The 25,544-nt window shown below is 64.9% G+C and carries 22 protein-coding genes; 13 read left to right on the forward strand and 9 right to left on the reverse strand.

The window, feature by feature from the left end:
* Positions 1–3 precede the first annotated feature (3 nt).
* From glgX to ABDB81_RS11445, 5 genes are all read right to left on the reverse strand, one after another.
* Positions 4–2,151 (reverse strand): glycogen debranching protein GlgX, encoded by a 2,148-nt coding sequence (gene glgX, locus ABDB81_RS11425; RefSeq protein ID WP_137924773.1) that lies wholly within the window; start codon positions 2,149–2,151, stop codon positions 4–6.
* A gap of 93 nt (positions 2,152–2,244) precedes the next feature.
* On the reverse strand, positions 2,245–4,518 hold the full coding sequence (gene glgB / locus ABDB81_RS11430) for a 1,4-alpha-glucan branching protein GlgB (RefSeq protein WP_346811192.1): 2,274 nt from the start codon (positions 4,516–4,518) through the stop codon (positions 2,245–2,247).
* Complete coding sequence (gene treS / locus ABDB81_RS11435) at positions 4,505–7,897, reverse strand: maltose alpha-D-glucosyltransferase (RefSeq protein WP_160473469.1); 3,393 nt, start codon at positions 7,895–7,897, stop codon at positions 4,505–4,507. The genes glgB and treS overlap by 14 nt, the downstream gene beginning before the upstream one ends.
* Positions 7,894–11,211, reverse strand: a complete 3,318-nt coding sequence (locus ABDB81_RS11440) for an alpha-1,4-glucan--maltose-1-phosphate maltosyltransferase (RefSeq protein ID WP_346811193.1) — start codon at positions 11,209–11,211, stop codon at positions 7,894–7,896. Before ABDB81_RS11440 ends, treS begins: the two co-directional genes overlap by 4 nt.
* Positions 11,212–11,592: 381 nt before the next feature.
* Positions 11,593–12,573: a sigma-54 dependent transcriptional regulator gene (locus tag ABDB81_RS11445; RefSeq protein ID WP_237380729.1), complete on the reverse strand. Its 981-nt coding sequence runs from the start codon at positions 12,571–12,573 to the stop codon at positions 11,593–11,595.
* A gap of 365 nt (positions 12,574–12,938) precedes the next feature.
* Between ABDB81_RS11445 and ABDB81_RS11450 the strand changes: the two genes are divergently transcribed.
* The 5 genes from ABDB81_RS11450 to ABDB81_RS11470 all read left to right on the forward strand — a co-directional run bounded on the left by ABDB81_RS11450 (position 12,939) and on the right by ABDB81_RS11470 (position 16,957).
* Positions 12,939–14,342: a sigma-54 dependent transcriptional regulator gene (locus tag ABDB81_RS11450; protein ID WP_137924777.1), complete on the forward strand. Its 1,404-nt coding sequence runs from the start codon at positions 12,939–12,941 to the stop codon at positions 14,340–14,342.
* A 105-nt stretch (positions 14,343–14,447) separates the two neighbouring features.
* Positions 14,448–15,281, forward strand: coding sequence for a sensor histidine kinase (locus ABDB81_RS11455; RefSeq protein WP_237380437.1), 834 nt, complete (start codon positions 14,448–14,450; stop codon positions 15,279–15,281).
* A 149-nt stretch (positions 15,282–15,430) separates the two neighbouring features.
* A complete protein-coding gene (locus tag ABDB81_RS11460; RefSeq protein WP_237380438.1) occupies positions 15,431–15,766 on the forward strand; it encodes a hypothetical protein in 336 nt (111 codons plus the stop codon).
* A gap of 95 nt (positions 15,767–15,861) precedes the next feature.
* On the forward strand, positions 15,862–16,428 hold the full coding sequence (locus ABDB81_RS11465) for a hypothetical protein (RefSeq protein ID WP_346811194.1): 567 nt from the start codon (positions 15,862–15,864) through the stop codon (positions 16,426–16,428).
* Positions 16,429–16,480: 52 nt separating this feature from the next.
* Positions 16,481–16,957 carry a PRC-barrel domain-containing protein gene (locus ABDB81_RS11470; protein WP_137924779.1) on the forward strand — a complete coding sequence of 159 codons (477 nt, stop codon included), beginning with the start codon at positions 16,481–16,483 and terminating at the stop codon, positions 16,955–16,957.
* Positions 16,958–17,025: 68 nt separating this feature from the next.
* Here the strand turns inward: ABDB81_RS11470 and ABDB81_RS11475 are convergent, their stop codons facing one another.
* Positions 17,026–17,379, reverse strand: coding sequence for a BON domain-containing protein (locus ABDB81_RS11475; protein WP_137924780.1), 354 nt, complete (start codon positions 17,377–17,379; stop codon positions 17,026–17,028).
* Positions 17,380–17,575: 196 nt separating this feature from the next.
* Here ABDB81_RS11475 and ABDB81_RS11480 point away from each other — a divergent pair, with 196 nt between their 5' ends.
* From ABDB81_RS11480 to ABDB81_RS11500, 5 genes are all read left to right on the forward strand, one after another.
* Positions 17,576–18,109 carry a low affinity iron permease family protein gene (locus ABDB81_RS11480; protein ID WP_160473471.1) on the forward strand — a complete coding sequence of 178 codons (534 nt, stop codon included), beginning with the start codon at positions 17,576–17,578 and terminating at the stop codon, positions 18,107–18,109.
* Positions 18,110–18,210: 101 nt separating this feature from the next.
* Entirely contained in the window at positions 18,211–19,416 is a 1,206-nt protein-coding gene (locus ABDB81_RS11485) for a DUF3182 family protein (protein WP_202126823.1), read from the forward strand.
* Positions 19,403–20,320: an alpha/beta fold hydrolase gene (locus tag ABDB81_RS11490; RefSeq protein WP_137924782.1), complete on the forward strand. Its 918-nt coding sequence runs from the start codon at positions 19,403–19,405 to the stop codon at positions 20,318–20,320. The genes ABDB81_RS11485 and ABDB81_RS11490 overlap by 14 nt, the downstream gene beginning before the upstream one ends.
* 102 nt (positions 20,321–20,422) lie before the next feature.
* A complete protein-coding gene (locus ABDB81_RS11495) occupies positions 20,423–21,544 on the forward strand; it encodes a DNA topoisomerase IB (RefSeq protein ID WP_137924783.1) in 1,122 nt (373 codons plus the stop codon).
* A 128-nt stretch (positions 21,545–21,672) separates the two neighbouring features.
* Positions 21,673–22,086: a hypothetical protein gene (locus ABDB81_RS11500; RefSeq protein ID WP_137924784.1), complete on the forward strand. Its 414-nt coding sequence runs from the start codon at positions 21,673–21,675 to the stop codon at positions 22,084–22,086.
* 15 nt (positions 22,087–22,101) lie between these two features.
* On the opposite strand, the gene ABDB81_RS11505 is transcribed toward ABDB81_RS11500, so the two are convergent.
* Positions 22,102–22,809, reverse strand: coding sequence for a ParB/Srx family N-terminal domain-containing protein (locus tag ABDB81_RS11505; protein ID WP_346811197.1), 708 nt, complete (start codon positions 22,807–22,809; stop codon positions 22,102–22,104).
* A gap of 209 nt (positions 22,810–23,018) precedes the next feature.
* Between ABDB81_RS11505 and ABDB81_RS11510 the strand changes: the two genes are divergently transcribed.
* Genes ABDB81_RS11510 through ABDB81_RS11520 form a run of 3 tightly spaced genes read left to right on the forward strand, consistent with a single transcriptional unit; the run spans position 23,019 to position 25,009 of the window.
* Entirely contained in the window at positions 23,019–23,876 is an 858-nt protein-coding gene (locus tag ABDB81_RS11510; protein ID WP_137924786.1) for an SDR family oxidoreductase, read from the forward strand.
* A 36-nt stretch (positions 23,877–23,912) separates the two neighbouring features.
* Positions 23,913–24,383, forward strand: a complete 471-nt coding sequence (locus ABDB81_RS11515) for a hypothetical protein (protein ID WP_346811199.1) — start codon at positions 23,913–23,915, stop codon at positions 24,381–24,383.
* Between the two features lie 11 nt (positions 24,384–24,394).
* Entirely contained in the window at positions 24,395–25,009 is a 615-nt protein-coding gene (locus tag ABDB81_RS11520; protein ID WP_160473475.1) for a ParB/Srx family N-terminal domain-containing protein, read from the forward strand.
* A gap of 63 nt (positions 25,010–25,072) precedes the next feature.
* Here the strand turns inward: ABDB81_RS11520 and ABDB81_RS11525 are convergent, their stop codons facing one another.
* Both ABDB81_RS11525 and ABDB81_RS11530 read right to left on the reverse strand, forming a co-directional pair.
* Positions 25,073–25,261, reverse strand: coding sequence for a DUF3008 family protein (locus ABDB81_RS11525; RefSeq protein WP_137924789.1), 189 nt, complete (start codon positions 25,259–25,261; stop codon positions 25,073–25,075).
* 29 nt (positions 25,262–25,290) lie between these two features.
* Positions 25,291–25,449 (reverse strand): DUF3309 family protein, encoded by a 159-nt coding sequence (locus tag ABDB81_RS11530; protein WP_137924790.1) that lies wholly within the window; start codon positions 25,447–25,449, stop codon positions 25,291–25,293.
* Between the last annotated feature and the right edge of the window lie 95 nt (positions 25,450–25,544).

Below are 25,544 nucleotides of genomic sequence, written 5' to 3' on the forward strand. Positions count from 1 at the left end.
GGCTCACGATGAAGGGTCCTCTTCGCGCGGCACGGCGGCCGACAACAACGCCAGGCCATGTGCCGCCACCTTGTAGGCAGGGCGGCCTTCCGCATCGAGCGCCACGGGTTCGTCTTCGAGATCGGGCGCGGCACTGTCGAATAGCAGGCGCCAATCCTCGCCCGGCGTGGGCATGCGGAAGAACACGTCCTCATGGCTCGCATTGAGGCACAGCAGGATGACCTCGACTTCTTCCTCGCGGCTATGCGTGGCGCGACGCAGTGCGAGCGTGCGGTCTTCGGCATTTGCCCACTGATCGCTGCTGAGTTCGTTGCCATCGGGACCGAACCAGGCGATGTCGGGCAGGCCCGGTGCCGGTTGCGAGCGGCCATGCACGAAGCGGTTCTCGGTAAGCACGGGCAGTTGCCGGCGCAGCGCCAGCAGGCGGCTGACCACGCGCATCATGGGCGCATTGGCCGGACTGGCGGCATCGTCCCAGTTCAGCCACGACAGTTCGTTGTCCTGGCAATACGCATTGTTGTTGCCGCGCTGGGTGCGTCCCCATTCGTCGCCGGCGGTGATCATCGGCGTGCCCTGCGAGAGCAGCAGCGTGGCCATCATCGCGCGTGCTACGCGGCTGCGTGTCTCCAGGATGCCTTCGTCGTCCGTCGGGCCTTCCACGCTGCCGTCTGCGCTCCAGTTGGCGCTGGCGTTGTCGTCGTTGCCGTCCCGGTTGTCCTCGCGGTTCTCCTCGTTGTGCTTGTGCGCATAGCTGACCACGTCGGCCAGCGTGAAGCCGTCATGCGCGGTGATGAAGTTCAGGCTTGCCCATGGCTTGCGATGGCGATGATCGAACAGATCTGCCGAACCCGTGATGCGCGCGGCCAGTTCGCCGCGCTGGCCCGCGTCGCTGCGCCAGAAGCGGCGTACGTTGTCGCGGAACTTGTCGTTCCATTCGGCAAAGCCGGGCGGATGGTTGCCCACCTGATAACCGCCGGGTCCAAGATCCCAAGGTTCGGAAATCAGCTTGGTGCGCGACAGGACCGGGTCTTGCAGGATGGCGTCGAAGAACCCCGAGTTGGGATCGAAGCCATGCGGCTCGCGCCCCAGCGTGCTGCCAAGGTCGAAGCGGAAGCCGTCCACGTGGAAGTTCTCCACCCAGTAGCGCAGGGAATCCATGACCATCTGCAGCACGCGCGGATGCGAGAGATTCAGCGTGTTGCCGCAGCCGGTGTCGTTGATGTAGTGGCGCTCGTCGCCGGGCACCAGCCGGTAGTAGCTGGCGTTGTCCAGGCCGCGCCATGACATCGTCGGCCCCAGCTCATTGCCTTCGCAGGTATGGTTGTAGACCACGTCGAGCAATACCTCGATGCCTGCCGCATGCAGCCGGCGGATGGCGATCTTGACCTCGTGGTGCTGGCGGCCGGACAGGTAGAGCGGTTCCGGCGCGAAGAACGAGAGCGTGTTGTAGCCCCAGTAGTTGCGCAGGCCCCGCTCGATCAGGAAGCGGTCCTGCAGGAACGCGTGGATCGGCAATAGCTCGATGGACGTGACGCCGATGCGATGCAGGTGGTCGATGAAGCGCGGATCGGCCAGCGCGGCAAAGGTGCCGCGATACTGCGGCAGCAGGTCCTCGCGCAACATCGATGCGCCACGCACGTGCACTTCATAGATCGAGGTTTGCGGCCACGGGTGTTGCGGCGGGCGGTCGTCGCCCCAGTTGAAACTCTGGTCGACGACGATGCCCTTGGGCATGGTCGGCGCACTATCGCGGCGGTCGGGTGTGAGGTCCGCGCGCGGGCTGTTGAGGCGGTAGCCGAACAGCGCGTCAGACCAGCGCACCGGGCCGCTCAGGGCGCGGGCATAAGGGTCGAGCAGCAGCTTGTGTGGATTGAACCGATGGCCACGTGTGGGCTCATAGGGACCAAACGCGCGAAAGCCATATTGCAGGCCCGGCTGCGCGTGCGGCAGATAGCCGTGCCAGATTTCGCCGGTGCATTCGGGCAGCGGCAACCGCTGGATTTCCTTGCGCCCGTTGCCGGAAAACAGGCACAGGTCGATACGGCTGGCGTTGGCCGAGAACACCGCAAAGTTGACGCCCAGCCCATCCCAGTGGGCGCCGAGCGGATAAGGCTTGCCGGGCAGCAGCCGATCCACCGTATTGCTCGCCATGCGCGATCCTCCTTGTTATCTTTGTTGTGGTTGTTCTGTCAGTCTTGTTGTCGTACTGCCGTGGTTTCGTGGAGTCGTAAGGCGGTGCGAGGCTTACCCCGGTGAGTCGGGCGCGGGGCGCAGGATCAGCGTTGCCAGTGGCGGCAGCGTCAATGCGAGCGAGTGGGCCTGGCCGTGCGACGGCGAGGCATCGGTGGAGACACGGCCACCATTGCCCACGTTGCTGCCGCCGTAGATGGCGGCGTCGGTGTTCAGGCTCTCTTCCCACACACCCGCACACGGCACGCCGAGTCGATAGCCCTCGCGCGGCACCGGCGTCATGTTGACCACCACGAGCACCACATCGTTGCTGTGCGGCGCGGCGCGGCGCAGATAGGCAAAGACACTGTTCTGGTGATCGTCACCCACGATCCACTGGAAGCCTTCGGACCGATGATCCATCGCATGGAGCGCGGGCAGGTCGCGATACAGCCGGTTGAGATCGCGCACCAGCGAATGCACGCCACGATGCGCGGGCTGGTCGAGCAGCGGCCAGTCCAGTTCGGTGTCGTGATTCCACTCGCGCCACTGCGCGAACTCGCCGCCCATGAACAGCAGCTTCTTGCCGGGATGCGTCCACATGAAGCCGTAGTAGGCGCGCAGGTTGGCAAACTTCTGCCAGTCGTCGCCGGGGGTCTTGCCGATCATCGACCCTTTGCCATGCACCACCTCGTCATGCGATATGGGCAGCACGAACGCTTCGGACCATGCGTAGACCATGCCGAACGTCATGTCGCCGTGATGCCAGGGCCGATGGATGGGTTCGTGCGACAGGTAGCGCAGCGTGTCGTGCATCCAGCCCATGTTCCACTTGAAATGGAAGCCGAGTCCGCCCGACTCCACGCTGGCCGTGACGCCGGGCCATGCGGTGGATTCTTCCGCAATGGTCAGCGCACCGGGGCAGCGCTCACGCACCAGGCTATTGAGTTCGCGCAGGAAGGCCACGGCTTCGAGATTCTCGCGGCCACCGAAGCGGTTCGGCACCCATTGCCCGGCTTCCCGGCTGTAGTCGCGATAGAGCATCGAGGCCACCGCATCCACGCGCAAACCATCGGCGTGGAAGTGTTCCAGCCAGTGCACCGCACCGGCCAGCAGGAAACCACGCACCTCGTTGCGGCCGAGGTTGTAGATCAGCGTGTTCCAGTCCTGATGAAAGCCTTCGCGCGGGTCCTGATGCTCGTAGAGCGCGGTGCCGTCGAATTCGGCCAGTCCGTGCGGATCGGTCGGAAAGTGCGCGGGCACCCAGTCGAGAATCACGCCGATGCCGGCCTGATGGCAGCGATCGATAAACGCGGCGAAGCGCGCAGGCGAGCCGAGCCGCGAGGTGGGCGCGAACAGCGACAGCGGCTGGTAGCCCCACGATCCGCCGAACGGATGCTCGGTGATTGGCAACAGTTCGATATGCGTGAAGCCAAGGTCGCGGATATAGGGCACGAGCCGATCGGCCAGGATGTCCCAGCCGCGCTCGGTATCGTTGACCACGCGTTGCCACGACAGGACGTGCAGTTCGTAAACGGACATCGGCGTGGCATACGGATCGGTCTGCGCGCGTTGTGTCATCCACGCCTCGTCGTTCCACTGGAACGGCGGCGCATCATGACCCGCACACGCCACAACCGATGCCGTGGCCGGAGGAATCTCGGTGGCCTGCGCCAACGGATCGGCCTTGTCGGGGACGGGTTGCCCGTTCGGTCCGGTCAGGTCGTACTTGTAGCGGCTGCCACCCTGCGCACCCATCGCGCTGGGAACGAACAACTCCCAGATACCTGAGCCGTGCCGCAGCCGCATGGGGTGGCGCGCGGGATTCCAGCCGTTGAAGTCGCCAATCACGGACACGCGTTGCGCATTGGGTGCCCACACGGCAAAGCGCACACCGGCCTCGTTGTCGAGCGTGACGCACTGCGCGCCGAGGCAACTGCCGAGTTCAAGGTGGCGTCCTTCGTTGAAGAGATGCAGATCAAGCTCGCCAAGCAGCACGTGATAGGCGTAGGGATCGGTACTGATCTGCTCGCCGCCATCGGGCCAGCGTATGCGCAGCCGGTAGTCCTGCGCCACGGGATGCCCCTGCGCAAAGCCGGGCAGACGGCCGGCGAAGACGCCATCCGCATGCAGCCGCAACATATCCCCCACGGCTTCGCCGCGCGCATCCGTCAACTGCAATGCTTCGGCGCCGGGCACGATGGCGCGCACCACGATGCCGTGTTCGTCGCGATGCGGGCCGAGCACGCCGAATGGGTCGGCCAGACGGCCTTCGCGCAGGGCATCGATGACCGGCGTGGGCAGCGTGGGGGCAGGCAGGTCGAGCGTGGCAGCATCATTTCTGGCCATCGTCGTCTCCCAGCTTGCGCACCAGCCGCGCCAGTCCGCTGGCAGGCAGGTCGATCCATGCCACGCGGTTGGCCGCTTCGTAACCCACTTCATACGCGGCGCGTTCCAGCAGGAACAGGTTCAGCAACGGCGCGAACTGCGCGGCGGTGGCCCACGGCTGGCCGGCGTTGTTCATGGTGTCCTCGTAGCCATGCAGAAACGCGGCATTGGCCGTCTCGCGGAATCGATCCAGCAACGCCGCGCGGCGATCCGCCTGCGCGGGCGGCAGTTGCGAATGCGTGCGTTCCTGACGGTCGGTGCCCACCATGGCCGCGGCATAGTCGAGCGAACGCAGCAGCCCCGCCACATCGCGCAGCGGCGAGGTCTTGCGGCGCCGGAATGCCAGCGGCTGACGCGGCTCGCCTTCGAAGTCCACCAGATAGGTATCGTTCTGCGCGATCAGCACCTGGCCGAGGTGGAAGTCGCCATGGATGCGGGTTTGCAGGCTGCCCGACGCGGCAGTGGCGAGTCGCGCCACAAGATGCGGCAACCGGTTGCGCGCAGCCAGCAGGGTGTCGATGTCCTGCGCGAATGCGCCCTTGGCTTCGCTGCGGCGCGCGTCGAGCAGATCCAGTGCTTCATTCAGCGAGTTCAGCGCTTCTTCGGCCCACGCATCGGCCTGATCGTCGCCGGCGGTTTCCGGTGCGAAAGCAGGTTCGTCGGTGGCACGCGCCAGCACGGCGTGCAGTTGCGCAAGCCGCTGGCCCAGTGTGCCGACCATCGTGGCGTAGCCCTTCAACGCCTCGTCGAAATCTTCGTCGCTTTCGGTGGCGGGCAGTGCGTCGTCGATGGCGCGGCCCAGGTAGTCGAGCGTCCAGTCCCAGCCATCGCCCTGATTCAGGATATAGCGCTGCAACAGCATCAACGTGTGCGGCGTGCCGTCCGTGCCCGTGCGTACGACCTCACCGAGCAACGCCGCGGAATGCGTGTAGCCATGCGTGGTCAGGTAACGCGTCATCTCGGCTTCGGGATGGATGCCGCCTGCCACGCGTCGCACAAGTTTCAGCACACCGGTGTTGCCATAGGCCAGCGAACTGTTCGACTGTTCGGCGGACATCCACTGCACTGGTTCGGATTCGAGCGGCGCGTCGGCCAGGCCCGGTTCGGGAAGGAAGCGGATGATGCCGTGCGTGGTCTCGGCCTGTACGCTGTCACGCATGGCCTTGATCACCGCACGCGCATACGGTTCGACGACAAAGCCATCGGTGGCCACACCCACGCGCGCCCCGCGTCGCACGCGCGCCATCGACAGGCCATGTACGAGTTGCGACATGCCTTCGGTGGATTCACGATCCCACAACAGCGCGACGGGCAACTGATAGCACTCGGTGCGGCCGGGCAACATCACCTCGACCTCGCAGTGCCACACTTCCTCGGTAGTGCCCACACGCGCAATGGGCCATGCATAGGCCACGTTCACGCGCTCGATCCGTTCCCCCTTCGAGGCGAACCAGCGGCGCCGCGCCAGATAGGGCGGCAGTACCTCGGTGGTCAACGCCCGGCGCGCGGACTCGGTCAGTTCCGAGCGGCCAGCGTTGTTCTGCACGACAAGCGTGACTTGATCCATCATCTGTTCCGGTGCATCCACGTGCCAGGAAGGCGGCTGCGCATCCTCGCTGAGCACGAACCAGTAGAAGCCGTAGGGCGGCAGCGTCAGCAGATATGTGAGCTGGCCGATGGCCGGGAACGGGGTGGCGCCAAGCATTTCCACGGGCACGCGGCCCGCGAATTGCGAAAGATCGAGTTCCACGGCCTGCGGGGCGCGCGACAGGTTGGCCACGCACAGGATGTGTTCGCCGTCGTATTCGCGCAGGTACGACAGCACCTTGCGATTGCCGGGGAAAAGGAAGCGCAGCGTGCCGCGCCCGAATGCGCGATGCTGGCGGCGCAGCGCCAGCATGCGGCGCATCCAGTTCAGCAGCGAATGCGGATCGCGGTTCTGGGCCTCCACATTGACGGCTTCGTAGCCGTAGAGCGGACCCTGTAGCGGCGGCAGCACCAGCCGTTCGGGGTCGGCGTGCGAGAAGCCGCCGTTGCGGTCGGGGGACCACTGCATCGGCGTGCGTACGCCATCGCGATCACCCAGATGGATGTTGTCGCCCATGCCGATCTCGTCGCCGTAATAGATCACGGGCGTGCCGGGCATCGAGAACAGCAGGCTGTTCATCAGCTCGATGCGTCGGCGGTCACGCTCCATCAGCGGTGCCAGGCGGCGGCGGATGCCGAGGTTGATGCGCGCGCGGCGGTCGGAGGCATAGACCTGCCAGAGATAGTCGCGCTCGCTGCTGGTGACCATCTCCAGCGTGAGTTCGTCGTGGTTGCGCAGGAAGATGGCCCACTGGCAGTTGGGCGGCACTTCCGGCGTCTGCCGCATGATGTCCGTGATCGGAAAGCGATCTTCGCGCGCAATGGCCATGTACATGCGCGGCATCAGCGGAAAGTGGAACGACATCTGGCACTCGTCGCCCTCGATGCCGCCATCGGGGCTGGCCGCGCCCGTGGTGTCGGCGGTGCCGCCGCCACTGCTGCCGCCGAAATACTGCTGCGCGTCCTCGGGCCACATATTGGCCTCGGCCAGCAACATGCGCCCTTCATAGTGTTCGTCGAGGTGTTTGCGGATCTTGCGGATGACCTCGTGCGTCTCGGGCAGATTCTCGTTGCTGGTGCCTTCGCGCTCGACGAGGTAGGGCACGGCATCGAGCCGCAGGCCATCGATGCCGATGTCGAGCCAGAACCGCATCACCGACAGCACTTCGTTGAGCACCTGCGGATTGTCGAAGTTCAGGTCGGGCTGGTGCGAGTAGAAGCGGTGCCAGAAATACGCGCCGGCCTCGGCATCCCAGCTCCAGTTGGATTTTTCGGTATCGCAGAAGATGATGCGCGTGCCGGCGTACTTCTGGTCGTTGTCGGACCACACGTAGTAGTTGCGCGCCGCCGAACCGGGCTTGGCCTTGCGGGCGCGCTGGAACCACGGATGCTGGTCCGACGTGTGGTTGATGACGAGCTCGGTAATCACGCGCAGGCCGCGCGCATGCGCCGCCGAGACAAAGCGCTTCACTTCCGCGAGCGTGCCGTAGTCGGGGTGGACGTTGCGGTAGTCCGCAATGTCATAGCCATCGTCGCGGCGCGGCGAGGGATAGAAGGGCAGCAGCCACACCGTATCGACACCGAGGTTGACCAGGTAATCGAGCTTGGCGAGCAGGCCCGCGAAATCGCCTACGCCATCGCCGTTCGCGTCGTAGAACGACTTGATGTGCAGTTGATAGATGACCGCGTCCTTGTACCAGAGCGGGTCGGCGTTGAGCAGTGCGGCGTTGGTGCGTTCCGATAGTCGCTTCATGCCGGGTCTCCCGGGTTCTGTTGCGGCGTTTCCTGCGAGGCTTGCGGCGTGACGTGCCAGAGGGCGAACGGCAGCGTGTGCGGGTCCAGGCGAATACGCTGGCGCTTGCCCTGCCACGTAAAGCGCTTGCCGAACATCTGGTCTTCGACATCGACCGTCGCGTGGTCGGGCAGGCCCCATTCCCAGAGCGGAATCTCGATATCGCTTTCACGCGGCGCGCGTGGGTCCAGGCTGATGGCGGCCAGCAGCACGTCATCGCCAAACACGCCCGGACCGCCGGTATCGTTGGGCATGAAGCGCGCGAAGTACAGCACGGCGTCGTCGCTGGCGTAGTAGAAGCGCACGCCCAGGTGGCTCTGCAGCGCAGGATGGTTGGCGCGGATCTGGTTGAGGCGCGAGATTTCGGCCACGATGTTGCCGGGCGCGTTCCAGTCGCGCACGCGCAGTTCGTATTTTTCGGAGTCGAGATATTCCTCTTTCTCCACGCCGTTCAGAATCAGCGGCGCGCTCTCGCAAACCTCGAAGCCGTTGTACATGCCCCAGAGCCCTGACAGCAGCGCAGCAAGGGCGGCACGGATCAAGAACGCGGGGCGTCCGCCATCGTGCAGGAAGTACGGGTTGATATCGGGCGTGTTGACGAAGAAGTGCGGACGATAGAACTCGCGCAGCGGTGTCTGCGTCAGCTCGGTCATGTACTCGGTCAGTTCGGCCTTGGTATTGCGCCACGTGAAGTACGTGTACGACTGCGCAAAGCCGAGCTTGGCCAGCCGCGCCATCATCTTGGGCCGCGTGAAAGCCTCGGCCAGGAACAGGGTGTCCGGATACTTTGCACGGATGTCCGCGATCATCCACTCCCAGAACGGCAGCGGCTTGGTGTGCGGATTGTCGACGCGGAAGATGCGCACGCCTTGATCGGCCCAGAACATCACCACATCGCGCAGCGCGGCCCACAGTTGCTCGCCTGCGGGCGGCGTGGCGTAGAAATCGACGTTGACGATGTCCTCGTACTTCTTCGGCGGATTCTCCGCGTAGCGCAGCGAACCGTCAGGACGATGCGAGAACCATTCGGGATGCTCGCGCAGCCACGGATGATCGGGCGAGCACTGGATGGCGAAATCGAGCGCCAGTTCGATGCCGAGGTCGGCAGCGGCGCGGCGCATCCGCTGGAAATCATCCAGCGTGCCGAGTTCGGGGTGCAACGCGTCGTGTCCGCCTTCGGCACTGCCAATGGCGTATGGGCTGCCTACATCGCCAGGTTCGGCCTTGAGGCTGTTGTTCTTGCCCTTGCGATGCGCTTGTCCGATGGGGTGGATCGGCGGGAAGTACAGTACGTCGAAGCCCATCGCACGAATGGCTGGCAGACGGCGGATCACATCGTCGAACGTGCCGTGCCGATTGACGTCGCCACTCTCGGAGCGCGGAAACAGTTCATACCAGCTTGCAAAGCGTCCTGCGAGGCGATCCGCTTCCACGGGCATTGCGGTCGGATAGCGGCTCGCGAACGGACGACCGGCCGGTGTCAGCATGGCCGCGCGCATTGCGCTGTCGGTGCGCGGCGAGAGCAGGATTTCCAGACGCAGCGCGTCGTCACCCGATGCGCCAGCAAGATCGGCAAGGATCTCGCGGGACTCTGCAATCGTGCTGCCTTCCGGTGTGTTCAGCGTTTCGGCAACGAGCCGCGCCCCCTCCTCGATTTCTAGGGCGATGTTCACGCCGGCCTTGCGTTTCTTGCCGACCTCGTCGAGCCAACTGGCGAAGGTATCGCGCCATGCCTCGACCGTGAATTCGTGACGGCCCATCGCGACGATGGGGAAGCTGCCGCGCCAACGGTCGTTGACGACGGGTGCCATGGGCGAGGCATGCCACACCTGTTCGCCGGGCGCGCGCCATAACACTGCGGCCGCGAGCTTGTCGTGCCCGTCCATCCAGATATCGGCGGTGACTTCCACGCGCTCGCCCACGGTGCGGCGCACGGCAAAGCGGCCATGGTCTGCCGTGGGAGCGAGGTTTTCGATGGCGACGCGCGGGGCGTCCATCGCAGCGGCGAGCGTGCGGTCGGTGCCCTTGGCACCGTTGCGGCGCTTGGACTGCGCGGGCAACGTTGCGGGTCGAACCGCGGGCCGTGCCTCGAACAGCCGGATATCGGCAGGCGGCAAGGTAATCGTGCTGCTGGGATCGAGCGTGGCATCGGCCTCCAGCGTGCCGCCGGGGCCGCCTTCGGTAGGGTAAAGCGTGGCGGCGGGCTGCGGTAGCGCGCTCAGCACGCGGTCCGCGCCGAACGAGGCGGGCGCGATGGGGCACGGATTGAGCACGACCGTCAGCGCGGGTGCACCCGCTGTGCCATTCGCCAGATGACGGGGCAGGCGGGCCAGGACAGTGAGCGGCGCGTCGGGGCCACTGAGCTGACGTACCGCGACAGCGGGCTCCGCGTCACGCGCCTTGAGCCAGTTGTTGGCTTGCAGGAGTTCGTGGGTCAGGTCGTACGGCGCATCGACGATGTTGTCGGGATGGCCATCCGATTGCGTGACGGGCGAAGTGTCGATGCGATGCGCATGCGCCGCGCCGGTTTCATATCCCGATGGCACGAGCCAGCCGTCGCCAATTGCGGCCGCCGTCCACAGTGCGCGACGCGCGGCCAGCACGTCGGCCCCGTCCGGGGCCAGCGCGGGGGCGGCCAGTACACGGCCAAACCGGCGCAGGCGGGCGATCTCCTCCGTCAGCCAGGCGCTGCGGTAATCCCACCACGGCAGCGACGAAAATGCGCCGTCGAACGGTGCCTCGGCCAGATCGTCGAGTTGCTGCGGCGTGGTGCCGGGCGTCCAGGCGAGGAAGGTCGGGACGGACGCCGCGTCGCTGCGGCGCAGCGTCTCGATCAGTTCGCGCCAATGGCGCCCGGCCACCCGCGACGGCGCGCGGCAGCAGAAGCCGGCCACGCCAGCCGACACCGCTTCGGCCAGTTGCGCGCTCCACCACGCCACCAGTTGTTCGGCAGTGTCCGCGTCGAACCAGCGGGCGCGCACGCCGGGCAGGTGGTTGTCCGTCGCTTCGGGACTGCCCGCCGGGCGGGCATGATCCACCCAGCCGTCATGCTGGGCTGCTGCCTCGTGCGGCAGGCGATCCAGCGCAAGATCCAGCAGCGGCGCCAGACCGCGGCGCCGGCAACGTTCCAGCGCGGCGCGCAGCGTCTCGGGCGGTATCTGCGGCACAGTCCAGCCGGACAGCAGGATATGGTCGAACCCGAGCCGCGCCGCACGTTCCAGCGCTTCATCCTCGACTGCCCGGGCATTTATCAGGTTGAGTTGGCAAATCCGCACGTCACACGTCCTTGGCCGTGAGCGCCCTGGGGCAGGGTGGGCGCGGGAGAGTCAATTCGGGACACGCATGCGAGCGGCATGCCAACGCGAACCCACGTGGGGCCAGATGGCGGGAAGTGCGGTGCAGCAACGGTTTCGGACAGGTCCGGCTTTGGCGGGCAAAACCGCCGCATGTAAGAAATACATGGGCCAGTGGTCGCAAGTAGTAGGAATGCCCGGTTCCGCCACCTTTCCAACCGGCGGGAAACCTTGTCAGCATTGGGTTTGCGCGGAAAAATGCATGCGCGGTCCTTCACCCGTTCGGGTCAGGACAGCGGCACTTTTCCACGCAAAGGGGGGAAGCGGCGGAAGGAAGAAAAAGCGGGAAAAAGCGGGGCGGGATCAGCCCGCCCGGTAGACGTCCAGACGGTTGTAGAGCGTCTTGAGGCTGATGCCGAGGGCCTTGGCAGCCTGGCGCTTGTCGCCATCGAACTTGGCGAGGGTGGCGAGAATGATCTCGCGCTGTGTATCGGCCAGCGTGGTGCCCACGCGGACGCTGACCACGCCATCGACCGTGGTCGGGCGCGGTGGTTGACCCGCCAGCCCGGGGTTGCCGATCTCGATCTGGCGGTCTGCCAGGATATAGGCGCGGTAGATGGTGTTCTTCAGTTCGCGCACATTGCCTGGCCAGTCATAACGCGCGAGCCGCTCCAGCGAACCCGGCGCGAAGCTTTTCTCGGTCTGCTCCATCGCATTGAATTCTTCGAGGAAATGGCGCGCCAGCGGCACGATATCCTCGGTGCGCTCGCGCAGCGGGGGAATATGCAGCGGGAAGACGGCCAGGCGATACAGCAGGTCTTCCCGTAGCTGGCCGCCGCGCACGGCATCCATCGGGTCGCGGTTGGTGGCTGCCAGGATGCGCACATCGCTGACCATGGGGGCGTCGCCGCCCACCCGATGGAACGACCGGCTTTCCAGCACGCGCAACAGCTTGATCTGCATCTCCAGCGGCATCTCGGTGACTTCGTCGAGGAACAGCGTGCCGCCCTGTGCCTGTTCGAAATATCCCGCCTTCTGCTCCAGTGCGCCCGTGAAGCCGCCCTTCTCGTGCCCGAACAATTCCGATTCGATCAGCGTCGGCGCAATGGCGCCGCAATTCACCGCCACGAAGGGGCCGGACTTGCGGGTGCTGCGTTCATGGACGGCCCGGGCCACCACTTCCTTGCCCGCGCCGCTTTCGCCCACGGCGAGCATCGTCACGTCGGTGGCCGCCACACGATTGAGTTGGCCGATCAGGCGCTGCATCGCCGGCGCGGTGCTCTCCCAGAACAGCGAGACCTGGGCGGGCACGGCGCGGCGCCCCGGGGTACGGAGGGCGGGCAGGGCGGAGCGTCCGGAAGGTAGCGTGGCGGTGGTTGACACGGATCGGGGAGTCGACGGTTCCCGGCAGCAGATGGCTGCCGGCGATGCACGGACTCGTTGCAATGGTGGATGATGCCTAGCATGCTATCTGCTCGCGCGCCGGGTGGCTACCGCCTGGGGCGCTGTCGCGGCATGATCCCACAGGCGTGTAAGACAGACACCGGCATAACCTTGAAGACTCGATCGCTACACTTCAGGCTATCGTTGTGCGCGTGCCATTCCCGTACAGGCTGTTGCGGGGTGCTGCCGTGCACAATGACAGATCAACCCAGCCCCCGGGCCCATGACAAACAGACGCCGGTCCGACGACGCCATCCGAATCTCCTATGCCACATATCCTGATCGTTGACGACGACGAAAACGCCTGCGCGGCGCTGGCGGAAATCGTGGCGATCGAAGGCTTTTCGTCCGGTACGGCCGGAAACCTTCGCGAAGCGCGCCTCCAGATCGGCTGGCGCATGCCCGACGCCATCCTGGCCGACCTTCGCCTGCCGGATGGCAACGGCATGGAACTGTTCGACGAAGTAGGTTCGAGCGGCGTCGAGGTGATTTTGACCACTGGCTATGCCAGCGTGGAATCCGCCGTGGAGGCGCTGCGCCTGGGCGCCACCGACTATCTGGTCAAGCCGATCAACGTCACGCGCCTGCAGACGGTGCTCAAGCGCATTGCCACCACCAGCGAACTGCGCGCCGAAGTGCATTCGCTGCGAGGCGAATTGCGCCGGTATGGCCGCTTTGGCCGCTTGCTCGGCAGTTCCGAAGCGATGCAGGTGGTGTACGACCAGCTGGGCAAGGTTGGCCCCACGGAGGCCACGGTGCTGCTGATTGGCGAAAGTGGCACGGGCAAGGAACTGGCGGCGCAGACGGTTCACGAACTGTCCGCTCGCCGTCGCCAGCCGTTCCTCGCAGTCAATTGCGGCGCCATCTCGCCCACGCTGATCGAGACCGAGATGTTCGGCCACGAACGCGGCAGCTTCACGGGTGCAGACCGCCAGCACAAGGGTTATTTCGAACGCGCCGATGGCGGCACGCTGTTCCTCGACGAAATTACCGAGATGCCGCTGGAATTGCAGGTCAAGCTGCTGCGCGTGCTGGAGACCGGCTCGTTCATGCGGGTGGGCACGAACCGCGAGACGCATGCCGATGTGCGGGTGCTGGCCGCTACCAATCGCAACCCCGAGGAAGCGGTGGCGGAAGGCAAGCTGCGTGCGGACCTCTATCACCGGCTCAATGTGTTCCCGATCGAATTGCCGCCGCTGCGTGCGCGCGGCGATGACGTGGTGCAGATCGGCAACACCATGCTCGAACAACTGAATGCGGAGCAGGGCACGCAGCGCCGGTTCTCGGCGACCGTGCTGGAAAGCCTGCGCATGCATTCCTGGCCGGGCAATGTGCGCGAGCTTCGCAATTTCGTGCAACGCGCCTACATCATGGCAGACCAGGATGTGATCACCGAAGTCCAGATTCCGCTGCAGGTGGCCGCCGCGCCCAGCGCGGGCAACGCGGTGGTATCGGTGCCGGTGGGCATGTCGCTGGCCGAAGCCGATCGCCAGTTGATATTTGCCACGCTGGAGCAGTGCTCCGGTGTGAAGAAACATGCGGCGGAAATCCTGGGTATCAGTTTGAAGACTTTGTACAACCGTCTGGAAGATTACGCAGCAAAGGGCGAACTGCCCGAGTGGCTGCGCGCATCGCGCAATGGTGAGGCCAGCCCGCCTCCAGCCTCGTGAAGCGGGATTTCGCACGCCGCATCGCGGGCGCGACGCTGCAGCGCACGGTTTTTGCGTGGGGAGTGAACGGCGTTTTCCGTTCGAATCGAATGTCTATGGATCACCATGGCTGACGCAACACCCCCACCTTCGCCATCCAGCGGCCCTTCCCCCGAAGGCTGCGATGCCTGCGATGCGCCGGCGCCGGTACACGGTATCGATGAAGTCTGCGCGCTGATCGAGCAGGTATCGCACGATTTGCGCTCGTCGCTGAACGCCATCCAGAGCTGGAGCTATGTGCTGGACCGTTCCATCGGTACGGTGGCGGCCCCGGCACAGCGCGCACTGGACGGCATGCGCGCGGGCATGAACCAGCAACTGGCCCTGATCGAGGAAATGGAAGAAGGGGTGCGCTTGCTGGCCGATGCGCGGGCGTCCGCCTGGGCCGAGACCGACCTGCGCGTGGAGGCTGGGCAAGCCATTGCCGACAAACGCCCGGCGGCCGAGGCGCGCGGCGTCATGATTGGATCGCTGGAATGCCAGGACCATGACGGAGAAGGCGGGGCCAGTTTCATGGTGCCGGGCGACTCCCTGCGTATCGCGCCGCTGCTGCGGCACCTGCTGACGCACTGCATCTGGCGCGCGCCAGCCGGCGGATCGGTACGCGTACACCTGACTGCCGAGGCGGATTACGTGAAATTCCGCATTACCGAAAGCGCGCCGCTGGAGCGTTCCCGCGGCGAATCGCGTCTCGCGGCGTTGTCGGAATTCTTCGACCGGCGCCCGCCTCCCGAAGGCGGTCACTCGCCCCGGCAAAGCGCCTCGCTGCTGTTGACGCGCCGCATGGTGGAAATGCAGGGCGCGGTGTTGACCGCAGAGAACCAGGACTGCGACAGCGACAACGTCTCCGTGTGCATTGCGGTACGTTTCCCGCGCACGTCGGGTGCGGTAGCAGCCTGATCGTGACGCAGTAGTTTTTACCGCAGGGCGCACAAACTGCAGCGACGGTTGCGCCTCCCCAGCCCCGCGCTGTGCCCTGCAGCCGACCTTCCACGGCTGGCCCATCCCTTGCATCGTCTCTCCTCGGAAACCCAATCCGGAGAGACGCCATGCCAAATGCCAAGCCTTCCGCAAAGCCGTCCACCAGGACCTCCGATAAATCGGGCAGCACCAGGTCCGACAAGACACAGGACAAGGCCCACAAAGCCAAGACCTATCAGTCTGCCGTGGACGATGCGCTCGATATGACGTTCCCCGCCAGCGATCCCATTTCGCCCGGTGCTGCCCAGCATGCCGAACGGCAGACGCAGACTGCGCGCGACGATGTGGACTGGAAGCTCAAGAAAGGCAGCGAGCACCAGCCAGCGGGAGATACCGCCGCAGCGGACCGTCCGGGCGCCAGCGACAAGGGCGCCAAGGCGGCAAAGGGCGGGAAGAAGCACTGAAGCCCGCACAACGCGCCAATCCTTGGGGTGCGTCGCTGCCGCTGCACGCGCGACTCCACCACCGCATTGCAACATGCCTTGAACGGAGCCACAGGATGTCTACGATCATCGCAGGACGTTTCGAAACGTTTGCCCACGCCGAGACCACCGCAACGCGTTTGATGGCGAAAGGCGTCAGGCAGGACGATCTGACCATGTTTTATGTGAACCCGCCGGGACAGCACGGCACCTACCCGATTGGCGGCGATGAAGCCGTGGACCCGGGTGCGAAGCACGCGGGCAGGGGCGCCGGGCGCGGCGTGTTGATGGGTGCCGCACTCGGTGCCGGTGTCGGTATCTGCCTGGCCGCTGCATTACGCGCCTGGTATGCCGCACCGCCGCAACCGTGGGTGCTGATCCTGGTACTGGTGTGTGCCACGGGAGTCGGTGCGTATGCAGGATCGCTGATGGGCGCGTTGTCGCAGACCCGTGGACGCAATGTGCGGGTGCGGCATGCCGGTGTACTGCTGGCCGCGCACGTCAGTTCCGACAATACTTCACTAGTGGCCAACGAACTGCGCCAGAACGGCGCACAGGATGTGGAGCGCGCCGATGGCCAATGGCGCGATGGAAATTGGGAAGACTTCGATCCGCTGGTGCCGCCCGTACCGGTGGGTCGTTGATGATTCGTGGATGTCGTACTCGTGAATGTCGTTCACCTAGGAGGAATCGCACATGAAGCCCTTGGACCCGCAAGTACCGCCGCAATCGCCATCGGCCGCTCAGGCCCGGGGCGCATCGATCATCGGTGACGCCGAGCAGAAGAATGGCATTGGCTGCGGACCATTCGTGATGGCCGCCGACACGCTCGAAGGCAACAAGGTCGTGGACCCGTCGGGCGAGGAAATCGGCACCATCGACCACATCATGCTGGACGTGCTGGGCGGGCGGATTGCCTATGCCGTGCTGGCGATGGGCGGCTTCCTGGGCATCGGCGAGAAGCTGCACGCACTGCCATGGTCGGCATTGACGCTGGATACGCGCCGCAAGTGTTTCGTGCTGGGCGTGGAAAAGGAACGCATCAAGGCCGCGCCCGGTTTTGACAAGGAGCATTGGCCCACCATGGCCAACTCGCAATGGGCCACCACCATTCACGAGTACTACGGCATCTCGCCGTACTGGGAGAAGGATCGATACGATCCGTGGAACTGAGCCTGAGCGCTCCATACGAGACAAGCCCCGGCATTTGCCGGGGCTTTCTTGTGGCCACTGTTGCGGCCTTATACCTTGTGGTTCACCTGTCCGGGCGGCTTCTCGGCAGGGTCCGCGCGCATGCCGGTGGCGCGTTCCGGCTGGCCCGGCGGCAAGGGGGGTGGTGGCACGCGTGTGGTGAGCTGATTGGAAACGCCGAGGATGCCGGGCGGCGTCGATGCCGCTTTCTCGATCCGCTGCGACAGGTCGATATCTTCCACCTGTCCCGATAGGGTGACGCGTCGATCCACCACGTGGACGGTGACGTTGTCGGGCATATCGCCCCCGCAGATTTCGGCCACGCAGGTGCCGACGCGTTCGCGCAGCATTTCGTCCTCTTCTTCCGGACGGGTTTCGTTCAGGGCTTGGCTTTCCGTGGGCATGGCAATCCTTGTGTGAGTACGACTGAGCGATGGGACGCAATCGTCATGCCTGCCACGACGCTTGCCGTACGTCGCCATGCTTGTAATAACGACACGTCACGGCGCGGGACGACGGCCGTGTAGGACGCCACCGGCTTATCTGTCAATCGAGTGCTTCCTACAATGTAGACAGTCTGGACAGAAAGGGAGGGGCTTCATGGACAAGCCCGTGCATCGCCGGATTCTTCACCTTTTCGACCGGTTCGCCGGTGCTGCAACGCGGCAAGCCGGGTCTCCGGCGGCCTTCGTGCTCGCGTTGTTCGTGGTCGTGGTTTGGGCGATCACAGGGCCGATGTTCGGCTACTCCGAAACCTGGCAACTGGTGATCAACACCGGCACCACGATCGTGACGTTCCTGATGGTGTTCCTGATCCAGCAGAGCCAGAACAAGGATTCGGTTGCCGTGCACCTGAAACTCAACGAGTTGCTGGCGTCGCATCGCGAGGCGAGCAACCATCTGGTGGCCATCGAGGATCTCGACGAGGAAGAACTGCGCCAGTTAGTGGAGTTCTACCGCAAGCTGGCCAAGCTGGCCGATGAAGAGGGCGGCGTGAAATGCAGCCACTCCATCGACGAAGCGCACCAGAACCACCAGGACAAGATGAAAGCGCAACGGGCACGGCGCGGCGATGCGCAGGATATCGCCGCTGGCAGCCGCACCGGGCGCGCGCCGCAAAAGAATGCCGCATAGAAGAATGCCGCAGGCACGCTTCTGGCAACGCGTGCAGGGAAACTTCAGCGTAGTCCAACCCATGTAGTCCAACGCGGCCACAGTCCGCACAGGAGCCCACCTTGGCAACGACGGCGACTCCCGAAGCAGTGGCGCACGGCAGGGCGGGCGAGCCTGCGATTGCGCCTGACGCAGAACAGCGTACCGACCACCGCGATGTCCGCGTGGTGCTATATGGCCGTGCGGATTTCAACGACCCGGCCAGCCATCAGGGCACCACGCTCAAGGGTATTGCGGAGCGGGTGGCGCGGCTCGCGGGCTTTCAGTTCGCGGGCAGCTACGATGCCAACACGCATGTGCCCTCGGCAGGGCGCTTCTACTTCATTCCCGCAGATACGCTGGTGGGCGTAGACACCGCGCGCCAGCTTGGCATCCAGAGCCTTGCCGACCTGTTCGGCGGCGTGGTGCCGCATGCCTTTATCGGCACGAAGGCGATCTCGCACGGACTCATCGCACCCGATGCGCGTGCGCCGGAGGGCTGGAGCGAAGAGTTTGCCGCACAGGTGAAGCCGCATGTGCTGCCCGGCTTCACGGCATTCACGCTCGACGACGCGCGCCGTGCCGCGCTGGCGATGCTCGACGAGGGCGCGGTGCGCATCAAGGAGCCTTGCGGGATCGGCGGGCTCGGACAACAGGTGGTGGCGGACGAGGCGGAACTCGATGCCGCGCTGCAATCCCTCGATGCGGAGCGCGTGGCGGACGAGGGGCTGGTGGTGGAGCGCAATCTCGACGCCGTGACCACGTTCAGTGTCGGGCAGGTGGAAGTGGGCGGGCTGCAGGCCAGCTATTGCGGCACGCAGGATCTGACGCCGAACAACTCGGGCCAGCAGGTCTATGGCGGGTCCACACTGCGCGTGGTGCGCGGTACGCTGGAAAACCTGCTGGCGCATCCGATCGAAGCCCACTTGCACGAGGCTGTGCGCGCCGCCATCGCCTATCACGCGGCGGCAGTGGCGTGCTTTCCCGGCGTGCTGGTGTCGCGCTGCAACTATGACGTGGCGATGGGCACCGCCGGTGGCGTGCAGCGGCTGGGCGTGCTGGAGCAATCCTGGCGCGTAGGCGGCGCCACGGGCGCGGAGCTGGCAGCGCTGGCCGCGTTCCAGGCAGACCCGGCCTGCGTGCGTGCCACGGCCTGCACGCGGGAAATCTATGGCGCCAACCCAAAGGTGCCCGAAGATGCCGACGTTTACTTCCAGGGCGAAGACCGCAACGTCGGCGCACTGACCAAGTACGCGAGACTGGAGTCCGTATCCGATGGCCACACATGAAGAATCCATAAAGATCCATACCGATGGAGGCATGATTGCCGGCACGGTGATTTCACCGGCCACCAAGCTGCCCGGCGTGCTGTTCGTGCACGGCTGGGGCGGCAGCCAGCAGCAATACCTGGCGCGCGCGCGGGAGGTGGCCGGTATCGGCGCCGTCTGCATGACGTTCGACCTGACCGGGCACGCCGGCACCTCCTCCCAATACGAAACCGTCAGTCGCATGCGCAACCTGGCCGATGTGCTGGCCGCATACGATGTGCTGGTGCGGCATCCTGAAGTGGATCGCAACGCCATCGCCGTGGTGGGCAGCAGCTACGGTGGCTACCTCGCGGCGGTGCTGTGCGAACTGCGGCCCGTGCGATGGCTGGCGTTCCGTGCGCCCGCGCTGTACATGGACAGCGGCTGGGAGTCTCCGAAGCGGCAACTGCATGTGGATCAGGACCTCGTGGCGTATCGCCGCAAGGTGGTGCCCGCCGAGACCAATCGCGCGCTACGCAGTTGCGCCAATTTCAAGGGTGACGTGCTGGTGGTGGCGTCGCAGCACGACAACATCGTGCCGCATACGGCGGTACTCAGCTACGTGGATGCCTGCATCCAGGCCAGCTCCATCACGTACCGCGTGCTCAAGGGTGCCGATCACGGGCTGACCACCGAGGACAGCCAGCGCGCCTACACCAAGCTGTTGCTCGGCTGGCTGCGCGAGATGGTGACCGAGGCACGGACCGGTCCGGCGATTCCCTCGCGTCCGGCGAAGGCATCTTCCCCGATGGCGGATGCCGACGATGGCATCGATCCGAACAGCGGCGCAGACGCCGCGAAGCAAGCCATGGCCGTGGCCGATGGCGATGAGGACGACAACGATCCCCAGCGCATCGCCGCGCAGCCCGCCCGTGCCGCGGAATAGCGACGGTTTGCAGGACTTGCAAGTTTGCAGCGAAGATGTGTTTTGAGCCGGTAATAACTGCAATGCCTGGTGGCATGGCCGGACGCGCACGGGAGCCAGTCGATGGCACGCCTTGTGCGTCTGCGCAGCCACATGAAAGCCGCCACCACTCCCGCCGCAGAACAGGATCGTCCGCCAGCCGGTGCGCCCATCGAGGTGGCGTTGCGCAAGATAGGGCTGCATCACGTCGACGACGGCGAACCCGGTATCACGCGTCGCCGCAGCGGCAAGGGCTTCGTGTATGAGACGCCCGCAGGCAAGCGCGTGGATGCCGCGACACAGGCCCGCATCGACGCGCTGGCGATCCCGCCGGCGTACGAATCAGTCTGGGTGTGTTGCGATCCGGCTGGACACCTGCAAGCCACGGGTCGCGATGCGCGCGGCCGCAAGCAATACCTCTATCACGCGGACTGGGCCGCGCTGCGCGACGCTGACAAGTACGCGCGGCTGATGGCATTCGGTCACGCGCTGCCGCGCCTGCGGGGCCGCCTGTCACGCGATCTTGCGCGCAACGGCATGCCGCGCGAGAAAGTGCTGGCTGCCGTGGTGACGCTGCTCGATGCCACGCTGGTACGCGTGGGCACGCCGCGCTATGCCGAAGAGAATCGCACGTATGGCCTGACCACGCTGCGACGCAAGCATGTGGCCGTGCGCGGCAGCCGGTTGCGCTTCCAGTTCACGGGCAAGAGCGGCGTCACGCACGATGTGTCGGTCAACGACGCGCGGCTTGCACGCATCGTACGCAATTGCACCGAACTGCCGGGTCAGAGTCTGTTCAAGTACAAGGACCCCGACGGCCAGGTGCGCGAAATCGGATCGGCGGACGTCAACGCATACTTGCAGGAAGTCACGGGCGGCGAATTCACCGCCAAGGATTTTCGTACGTGGGCCGGCAGCGTGCATGCGCTGGCGCTGCTGCGCAAGACCGCTGCCGATAGCGAAACCGCGCGCAAGAAGGCGGTGGTCGATGTCATCAAGGAAGTGGCACGCCGGCTACGCAATACGGTGGCTGTCTGCCGCAAATGCTATGTCCATCCCGATGTGCTGGCCGCGTTCATGACCGACACGTTGCACGCTTTACCGGCACCGCGTGCAGGCGTGCGCCTGCGCATGGACGAGGCGCGGCTGCTGGTGTTGCTGGAAGCCACGCTGGCGCCCCCGCGCGCGTCGCGTCGCGCCGCATGATCCGTGCGCGATGACCGGCACGCCTATTGCATGGTTTCACGCATCAACAACAAGCAGAACGTGCAATCGAGGCCAAGGTGGAACACGCAGTCATCAGTTGCCTGCAGGCTGACAGCAGCAGCCCGGCAATGCATTCTTCGGAAGCCGCCTATGTGTCGCTTCCCGCTGCTGAATCTCTCCCCCCTGACGTGGCGCCACGCGCCCCCACTGCACGGCCACGCGCCGTGCGTGGGTCCGACGCGCGCCAGACACGCGTGTTGATGCAGGCATTGTGCGAGATGCGGATCGAACTCGGTGGCAACGAGGCGCCGTGGTGTCCGGTGACCATGGAAAGCCGACAACTTGCCACCAGGGCGCTGTGGCAGAACCGCGAACGCGCGCTGTATGTGCAACCCGATATCGAACGCGATGTCGAAGCGCGCCTCGATGCGGGATTCCGCCACGCACGCAACGGCGCATCGCGTGACGCCGCAGCCGAATTCAAGCGCGCCTACCTGCTGCTGTGCTGTGTGCTGGCGCACGCGCGAGATATCGCACGCTGACTGTCGCCGCGCCCGTCACGGGCCGATGTAGCCTGGCAGTCCGCGTGCCTTCTTGCTCAGTGCCAGTTGCACGGCGTTTGCCAGTGCCGTGGCAAAGCCGTGGTGGGTATCGAACGATGGCGCGATGTGCTTGCGGAAGAAGTCGGCCCAGCGGAAATCGGGATAGGCCGCCTTGACCTTGCGATAGCCCCCGGAGAGTTGCACGAATGCCTCCAGGGTGCGATACGGATCATCGCGCATGCCGTGGATATCGGGCGGCAGTGCCGAGATCGGGCAACGCTTGCCGTGCTCGTCGTAGGGATGAACCATGTGGTGATCCACCATGTATTTCCAGAACTCGCGCGTGGACAGGTGACTGAGATCGGCCCGCACGATGGCGGGCACCATCACGATGCCCATCTCGTGCCACGCGCGTACCCAGTGATGATGGTCCACCACGTAGAGCGATTGCTCCGGGCCAAGAACCACATGGATGCGATGCTTGTCCAGGAAGGCGGGCAGGTCCGCATGGGAGAGCCGCCGCGTCACGTGGATTTTCTGCTCGACGTGATACTTGCCGACGGTGATCTGCGTGGGCCGCAAATGATCCACGGGCACCATCAGCCCCGCGCCCTCGCGCAAGACGCGCTTGCGTTTGCCCTTGCCCGAGGGCTTCTCATCCTTCTTTGACGTCGCGTCCGGTGTGGCTTTCGGTGTGGATTTGGGTGTGGTTTTTTTCGGCATGGCAAGTCTTGGCGGCTGAGGCAACGACTGGGCGCTGCAAGCTTCATGCCTTGCATTGTTCGCGTGGAGAAGGGAATCCTTGCCATCGCTTGTAACCCCGCGTGTAACCGTTACGCGATGGCGCGGAGTGACGACCCTGCGCCTGTACCAGACGGCGACGGCACGGATTTTGCGCCTGGTTTGCGCGATGCCAACTATGAGGAGGGCCCATGTCGACACCGAAGAAAGTGCCGGCCCAGCATCAGTCGCGGCAACCCGGCGTGGAGGCACACATGGAGCCTCGGCCGGACAGCGGCGCCGACGACTACGTGGGCAGCGGACGATTGAAAGGAAAGGTGGCGCTGGTGACGGGCGGCGACAGTGGCATCGGGCGTGCGATCGCCGTGGCCTTCGCGCGTGAAGGGGCCGATGTGGCGTTCGCCTACCTGGACGAGCACGAGGATGCGAAGGAGACCGAGCGCCTGATCGAGGAAGCCGGACAGGGGGCGCTGGCCTTGCCTGGCGACATCGCGGACGTGGCCCAGGCAGACAAGATCGTGGCCGATACCGTTGCGCGCTTCGGCCGGCTAGACATCCTGATCAACAATGCGGCGGAACAGCATCCGCAGGACGACATTGAAGACGTGACACCGGATCAGGTGGAAGCCACGTTCCGCACCAATGTCTTTGCGATGTTCCACGTCACGCGTGCCGCCATGCCCCATCTGGGCAAGGGCGCATCGATCCTGAACACGACCTCGGTAACCGCCTATCGCGGTAGCGCGCATCTGCTCGACTACTCGGCGACGAAGGGCGCCATTGTCGCGTTCACGCGCTCGCTGGCACTGCAGGTGGTCAAGCGCGGCATACGCGTCAACGGGGTGGCGCCGGGTCCGATCTGGACGCCGCTGATTCCCTCGACGTTCACGGCGGAGGAAGTGTCGGAGTTCGGCAGCAAGACCCCGATGGGGCGGCCCGGCCAACCCTTCGAGGTGGCGTCGGGCTATGTCTTCCTGGCCTCGGATGCGGCCAGCTATATCACTGGCCAGATCCTGCACATCAACGGTGGGGAAGTGGTCAACGCATAGCGTTCAAGGTGTGAATTCAACACGGAGGAAACGATCATGTCATCGATACTTGCCGGGCGTTTCGCGTCCATTCCCGAGGCCGAGCAAGCGGCCCAGAAGTTGTACGACAGGGGCTTTTCGGTCTGGGATGTGTCGATCATGTCGGTCGATCCCGGTGGCGCGCGCGCACCGGGCGTGCTGCTCGCCGCGCGGGCCGGCGGCGAGCGCCGGGAAGAAGTGCTGTCCGTGTTGCGCGAGGGGGGCGCCGCGGATTGCGAACGCGCCAAGGGTCATTGGGAAGGCGGACGCTGGACCGATTTCGATCCAAAGCGCGCCCCCTCGCTGGTGGATGCCCCGGAGGGCGAATGCTGGCCTGTGCCAGGCAAGCGCGAAACGGCGGATTCCGCCCATACGAACCATGCCGCCCCGGTCGCCAGGGAGGCCGTGGCGGAAGATAGTACCGGTAACGAAGACCCCGGCAGCGAACTGGAGCACTACGTAGACCGCCAGGTCGCGAGCCATAACTAGTCAGGGGGCATATGTCGCGCAAGGAAATGGCGGAACTCGATACGCTGCGTCCCACGCAGATCACGCTAGGCCTCTACCAGATGCATGAGAAGGCGGAGGTCAGCAACAAGCCGCGCAGTGACGCGGCGCGCAAGCGCTTCATGGAAAGTCATCGCATCCAGACCATCGCGGGTCCGGGCGGCGCACTCTATATCGCCGATCATCACCATTGGGCGCGTGCGTGGCTCGAACTGGGCTGGGAGTCCGCGCCCGTGGAGGTGATAACGGATCTGAGCAATCTGTCGCCCGGCAAGTTCTGGAAGCGCATGCGTGCGATGGGGCATGTGCATCCGTATGACGAGCATGGCAAGCGGCTCGAGATCGATGCACTGCCTGCCACGCTGATGGCGATGCGCGATGATCCGTATCGCAGTCTCGCGGCATTCACGCGCAATGCCGGCGCGTATCGCAAGCCAGGCAATGCATACGGTGACTTTCGCTGGGCCGCATTCTTCCGTCGTCATGTCGAGGAAGACTTGCAGAGCATCGCAGGGTTTGCGCGGGCAATGACGATCGCCATTCCGCTGGCCCGCAGCAGCAAGGCCAGGACGCTGCCGGGTTTTATCGGCAAGTACGTGCCGGAGTGATCGATAAAAAAACACCGCCTCCGCGCATGACGCGGAGGCGGTGTTGTCGTGCGCAGCACCCTATCAGCTTTTGGATTTGTGCTGCGGCTTTCCCTTCTGGCTGGTACTCGCCATCTTTTTCAGTTCCGTCTCGCTCATCGACTTTGCCATCGACTTCGAGGCACCCTTGAGCGTACTGGCCTTGCGCTCGCCGCGCTTGGCGGACAACGCCGCGCCTGCGGCCATCTGCTGCGCCTTGGATTTCGCTGGCATCGCTGACTCCTTCGAGAAAAATTTGAGACCTATATGCGACCGAGGACCACAAGGATGACGACGATCAGGACGATAAGCCCCAGGCCACCGCTCGGGCCGTAACCCCATCCGGAGCTGTAGGGCCATGTCGGCAAGGCACCCAGCAACAGAAGAATAAGAATGATCAGAAGAATGGTACCGATGCCCATGTTTTGCTCCTTTATTGTGGCGCTGGCGCACGGCGGAGAATGCATGTCCGCGCGCTTTGTCCCGGTATGTTCAGGTTAGGACAGTGCCGGTGCGC

This window comes from Cupriavidus sp. DL-D2 (genome assembly GCF_039710735.1).
Lineage (GTDB): Bacteria > Pseudomonadota > Gammaproteobacteria > Burkholderiales > Burkholderiaceae > Cupriavidus.

Excerpts from the sequence above, each read along its gene's own strand:
- ABDB81_RS11495 (WP_137924783.1), top strand. The coding sequence starts at position 20,423 with ATGGCACGCCTTGTGCGTCTGCGCAGCCACATGAAAGCCGCCACCACT.
- ABDB81_RS11490 (WP_137924782.1), top strand. The coding sequence starts at position 19,403 with ATGGCCACACATGAAGAATCCATAAAGATCCATACCGATGGAGGCATG.
- ABDB81_RS11505 (WP_346811197.1), bottom strand. The coding sequence starts at position 22,809 with ATGCCGAAAAAAACCACACCCAAATCCACACCGAAAGCCACACCGGAC.
- ABDB81_RS11475 (WP_137924780.1), bottom strand. The coding sequence starts at position 17,379 with ATGCCCACGGAAAGCCAAGCCCTGAACGAAACCCGTCCGGAAGAAGAG.
- ABDB81_RS11450 (WP_137924777.1), top strand. The coding sequence starts at position 12,939 with ATGCCACATATCCTGATCGTTGACGACGACGAAAACGCCTGCGCGGCG.
- treS (WP_160473469.1), bottom strand. The coding sequence starts at position 7,897 with ATGAAGCGACTATCGGAACGCACCAACGCCGCACTGCTCAACGCCGAC.
- ABDB81_RS11525 (WP_137924789.1), bottom strand. The coding sequence starts at position 25,261 with ATGCCAGCGAAATCCAAGGCGCAGCAGATGGCCGCAGGCGCGGCGTTG.
- glgX (WP_137924773.1), bottom strand. The coding sequence starts at position 2,151 with ATGGCGAGCAATACGGTGGATCGGCTGCTGCCCGGCAAGCCTTATCCG.
- ABDB81_RS11465 (WP_346811194.1), top strand. The coding sequence starts at position 15,862 with ATGTCTACGATCATCGCAGGACGTTTCGAAACGTTTGCCCACGCCGAG.
- ABDB81_RS11530 (WP_137924790.1), bottom strand. The coding sequence starts at position 25,449 with ATGGGCATCGGTACCATTCTTCTGATCATTCTTATTCTTCTGTTGCTG.
- ABDB81_RS11500 (WP_137924784.1), top strand. The coding sequence starts at position 21,673 with ATGCATTCTTCGGAAGCCGCCTATGTGTCGCTTCCCGCTGCTGAATCT.
- ABDB81_RS11460 (WP_237380438.1), top strand. The coding sequence starts at position 15,431 with ATGCCAAATGCCAAGCCTTCCGCAAAGCCGTCCACCAGGACCTCCGAT.
- ABDB81_RS11480 (WP_160473471.1), top strand. The coding sequence starts at position 17,576 with ATGGACAAGCCCGTGCATCGCCGGATTCTTCACCTTTTCGACCGGTTC.
- ABDB81_RS11510 (WP_137924786.1), top strand. The coding sequence starts at position 23,019 with ATGTCGACACCGAAGAAAGTGCCGGCCCAGCATCAGTCGCGGCAACCC.
- ABDB81_RS11520 (WP_160473475.1), top strand. The coding sequence starts at position 24,395 with ATGTCGCGCAAGGAAATGGCGGAACTCGATACGCTGCGTCCCACGCAG.
- ABDB81_RS11455 (WP_237380437.1), top strand. The coding sequence starts at position 14,448 with ATGGCTGACGCAACACCCCCACCTTCGCCATCCAGCGGCCCTTCCCCC.
- ABDB81_RS11515 (WP_346811199.1), top strand. The coding sequence starts at position 23,913 with ATGTCATCGATACTTGCCGGGCGTTTCGCGTCCATTCCCGAGGCCGAG.
- glgB (WP_346811192.1), bottom strand. The coding sequence starts at position 4,518 with ATGGCCAGAAATGATGCTGCCACGCTCGACCTGCCTGCCCCCACGCTG.
- ABDB81_RS11470 (WP_137924779.1), top strand. The coding sequence starts at position 16,481 with ATGAAGCCCTTGGACCCGCAAGTACCGCCGCAATCGCCATCGGCCGCT.